Origin of the sequence: Burkholderia sp. E168m23 (assembly GCF_016586125.1) — a bacterium.
GTDB lineage: Bacteria > Pseudomonadota > Gammaproteobacteria > Burkholderiales > Burkholderiaceae > Burkholderia > Burkholderia orbicola.
This window is the reverse complement of record NZ_BCPP01000920.1, coordinates 1-2834: the sequence shown is the minus strand read 5'-3', so window position 1 is coordinate 2834 and position 2834 is coordinate 1. Positions and strand designations below refer to the sequence as shown.

Sequence of the window (2834 nt, the reverse complement as noted above, 5' to 3'; positions counted from 1 at the left end):
GGCATCGTGCTGGAAAACGCCTGAGCGGACCACGATGCATTCGATACAACTCGCCCTATGGATGGTCGCGGCACTGGTGCTCGTCGCGCTCGTATTCGACTTCATGAACGGCTTTCACGACGCGGCGAACTCGATCGCCACCGTCGTGTCGACCGGGGTGCTGAAGCCCCAGCAGGCCGTCGTGTTCGCGGCCGCGTTCAACGTGATCGCGTACTTCATCTTCCACCTGAAAGTCGCGCAGACCGTCGGTAAAGGCACGATCGACCCCGACATCGTCGACCATTACGTCATATTCGGCGCGCTGGTCGGCGCGATCGGCTGGAACGTGATCACCTGGTACTACGGGATTCCGTCGAGCTCGTCGCACGCGCTGATCGGCGGGCTCGTCGGTGCGGCGCTCGCGAAGTCGGGCTGGAGCTCGCTGAACATCGACGGGCTGCTGAAGACGATCGCGTTCATCTTCATTTCGCCGCTGCTCGGTTTCATCCTCGGTTCGCTGTTCATGCTCGGCGTGTCGTGGCTGTATTTCCGTACCGCGCCCAGCAAGGTCGACCGGCGCTTCCGCCGGCTGCAGCTGCTGTCGGCCGGGCTGTACAGCCTGGGCCACGGCGGCAACGACGCACAGAAGACGATCGGTATCATCTGGATGCTGCTGATCGCGAGCGGCTACGCGTCGGCGACCGCCGATGCGCCGCCGGCGTGGGTGATCGGCGCGTGTTACCTGTCGATGGGCCTCGGTACGCTGTTCGGCGGCTGGCGCATCGTGCGCACGATGGGCCAGAAGATCACGAAGCTCAAGCCGGTCGGCGGTTTCTGTGCGGAAAGCGGCGGGGCGATCACGCTGTTCGTCGCGTCGTTCCTCGGCATTCCCGTGTCGACCACGCACACGATCACCGGCGCGATCGTCGGTGTCGGCGCCACGCAGAAGCTGTCGGCCGTGCGCTGGGGTGTCGCCGGCAACATCGTGTGGGCGTGGGTGCTGACGCTGCCGGCGGCCGCGCTGTTCGCGGCCGGCGGGTGGTGGCTCGGGCACCAGATCTTCTGATCGCCGACGCCGCCTGATCGACGCGAAATGCGCCGCGAGCCGAAAGGCCGCGGCGCATTTTCTTTTGGGGGGGGCGGAAGGTTGCGGCGAAGCGGCAGCGGATACCGTCGACGTCACCGTCGCCCGGCAAGCAACAATCGATCAGTAACTGCCGGTCGCAAACCGTGCTATCGGATCGTCCGCCGTACTCGTGCGCGGGCTGACGGGTGCAGATTGCGTCGACGCACGCAATACCTGCACGGGCGCGGGCTCGATACTGCGTGCCGGCGTCGACGCGGTGGCGGGCGGCGGCTCTGCATCGAAGGCGGCAGCCTGGGCGGCCGTCAGCGCGGTCGTCGGAATCTGCGTGCCGACCTCCGCCGACGCGGCCGGTCCTGCATTGGCCGCCATCGCGGTTGCGCCGTCATTCACCGACGTGGCTTGCTGCTGGGCCGCCTGCATCCTCGGTGGCGGCGGTTCATACGGATCGGCGGCCGGTGCTGCCGGTGCAGCTGCGGCGGCCGTCACGACCGGCGTGCTCGGGATGGCCGGTGCCTGTGTCTGCGTTGCTCTTGCTTGCGACGACGCATACGCGGGCTGCCGCTGTGCGACGGCAGCCGTCACGACCACCGGAGCGGCCGCGACCACCGGCGGATTACGCGGCTCGTCACGCTTGGCCTCGTAAGTCGGCGCATCGAACGGCGTCGGGGCCGAGCGCGGCGGCGCGACGCGGCGAATGCCGTCGAATCGCTTGGCCCAGTACGGGTTCGTCAGGTAGTCGAGCCGTACGGTGCCGCCCGTCGACGGCGCGTTGACGAAGCGCAGCTTGCCGACATAGATGCCGACGTGCGAATGCGGCCGTCCGGTCGTATTGAAGAAAATCAGGTCGCCCGGCGCGATCTCGTCGGGTTCGACCGATACGCCGCGGCCGCTCATGTCGGCAGTCGTGCGCGGCAGGTTCACGTCGGCCGCGCGGCCGATCACGTAGCGCACGAGCCCGCTGCAGTCGAAGCCGCTCGTCGGCGTGTTGCCGCCCCAGCGATACGGGACGCCGACGAGGCTCATCGCCTGGATCGAGATTTCTTCCTGGCCGACGCTGTGGTCGACGAATTTCGGGAAATTGGCGGGCGCGGGGAATGCGCGCGGCGTCGTGATCTTCATCCCCGAAGCGGAACGCGATGCCGACTGCGGCGGCACGCTGGAACAGGCCGCAAGCAGGGAGACGACGGCGACGGGAACCCAGATTCGAAGCATGGCAAGGCGGGCGAGCGCGGCGCGCTCGCGAATCGTATGACAACAGATAGGCCCGATGGTAGACGCTCCAGCGGGGCTTAGGCAACCATTCTTGAGAATTTACTTGAAGTTTCGCGCGTAAACTGCGTTGTTGCGTGACGGGGCATTACCTTCGTTTTCGACCCCAAATAAAAACGGCGCTCCGGAAACGGAGCGCCGTGTGGCGTCGAAAGCCGGCCGGTCGGCCGGCGTGCGCGTTACAGAATGTCCGACGCGTAGTCGGCGAGCCGCGAGCGTTCGCCGCGTGCGAGGGTCACGTGGCCGCTGTGGCCCCAGCCCTTGAAGCGGTCGACGACGTAGGTCAGGCCCGAGCTGCCTTCGGTCAGGTAAGGCGTGTCGATCTGCGCGATGTTGCCGAGGCACACGATCTTCGTGCCGGGGCCCGCGCGCGTGACGAGCGTCTTCATCTGCTTCGGCGTCAGGTTCTGCGCCTCGTCGATGATCAGATACTTGTCGACGAACGTGCGGCCGCGCATGAAGTTCATGCTCTTCACCTTCAGGCGCGAGCGGATCAACT

3 protein-coding genes are annotated in these 2834 nt (G+C 66.5%); 1 reads left to right on the top strand and 2 read right to left on the bottom strand.

The genetic code is table 11. The annotated features are described in order from the left end of the window. Positions 1 to 34 precede the first annotated feature (34 nt). Positions 35 to 1045, top strand: coding sequence for an inorganic phosphate transporter (locus JMF90_RS31950; protein WP_006478628.1), 1011 nt, complete (start codon positions 35 to 37; stop codon positions 1043 to 1045). Positions 1046 to 1186: 141 nt separating this feature from the next. Here JMF90_RS31950 and JMF90_RS31945 read toward each other — a convergent pair whose 3' ends face one another. Next, positions 1187 to 2278, bottom strand: a complete 1092-nt coding sequence (locus JMF90_RS31945) for a C40 family peptidase (RefSeq protein WP_011549650.1) — start codon at positions 2276 to 2278, stop codon at positions 1187 to 1189. A 236-nt stretch (positions 2279 to 2514) separates the two neighbouring features. Next, positions 2515 to 2834 (bottom strand): PhoH family protein (locus JMF90_RS31940; RefSeq protein WP_201325928.1); only part of this gene is annotated, 320 nt, incomplete at its 5' end.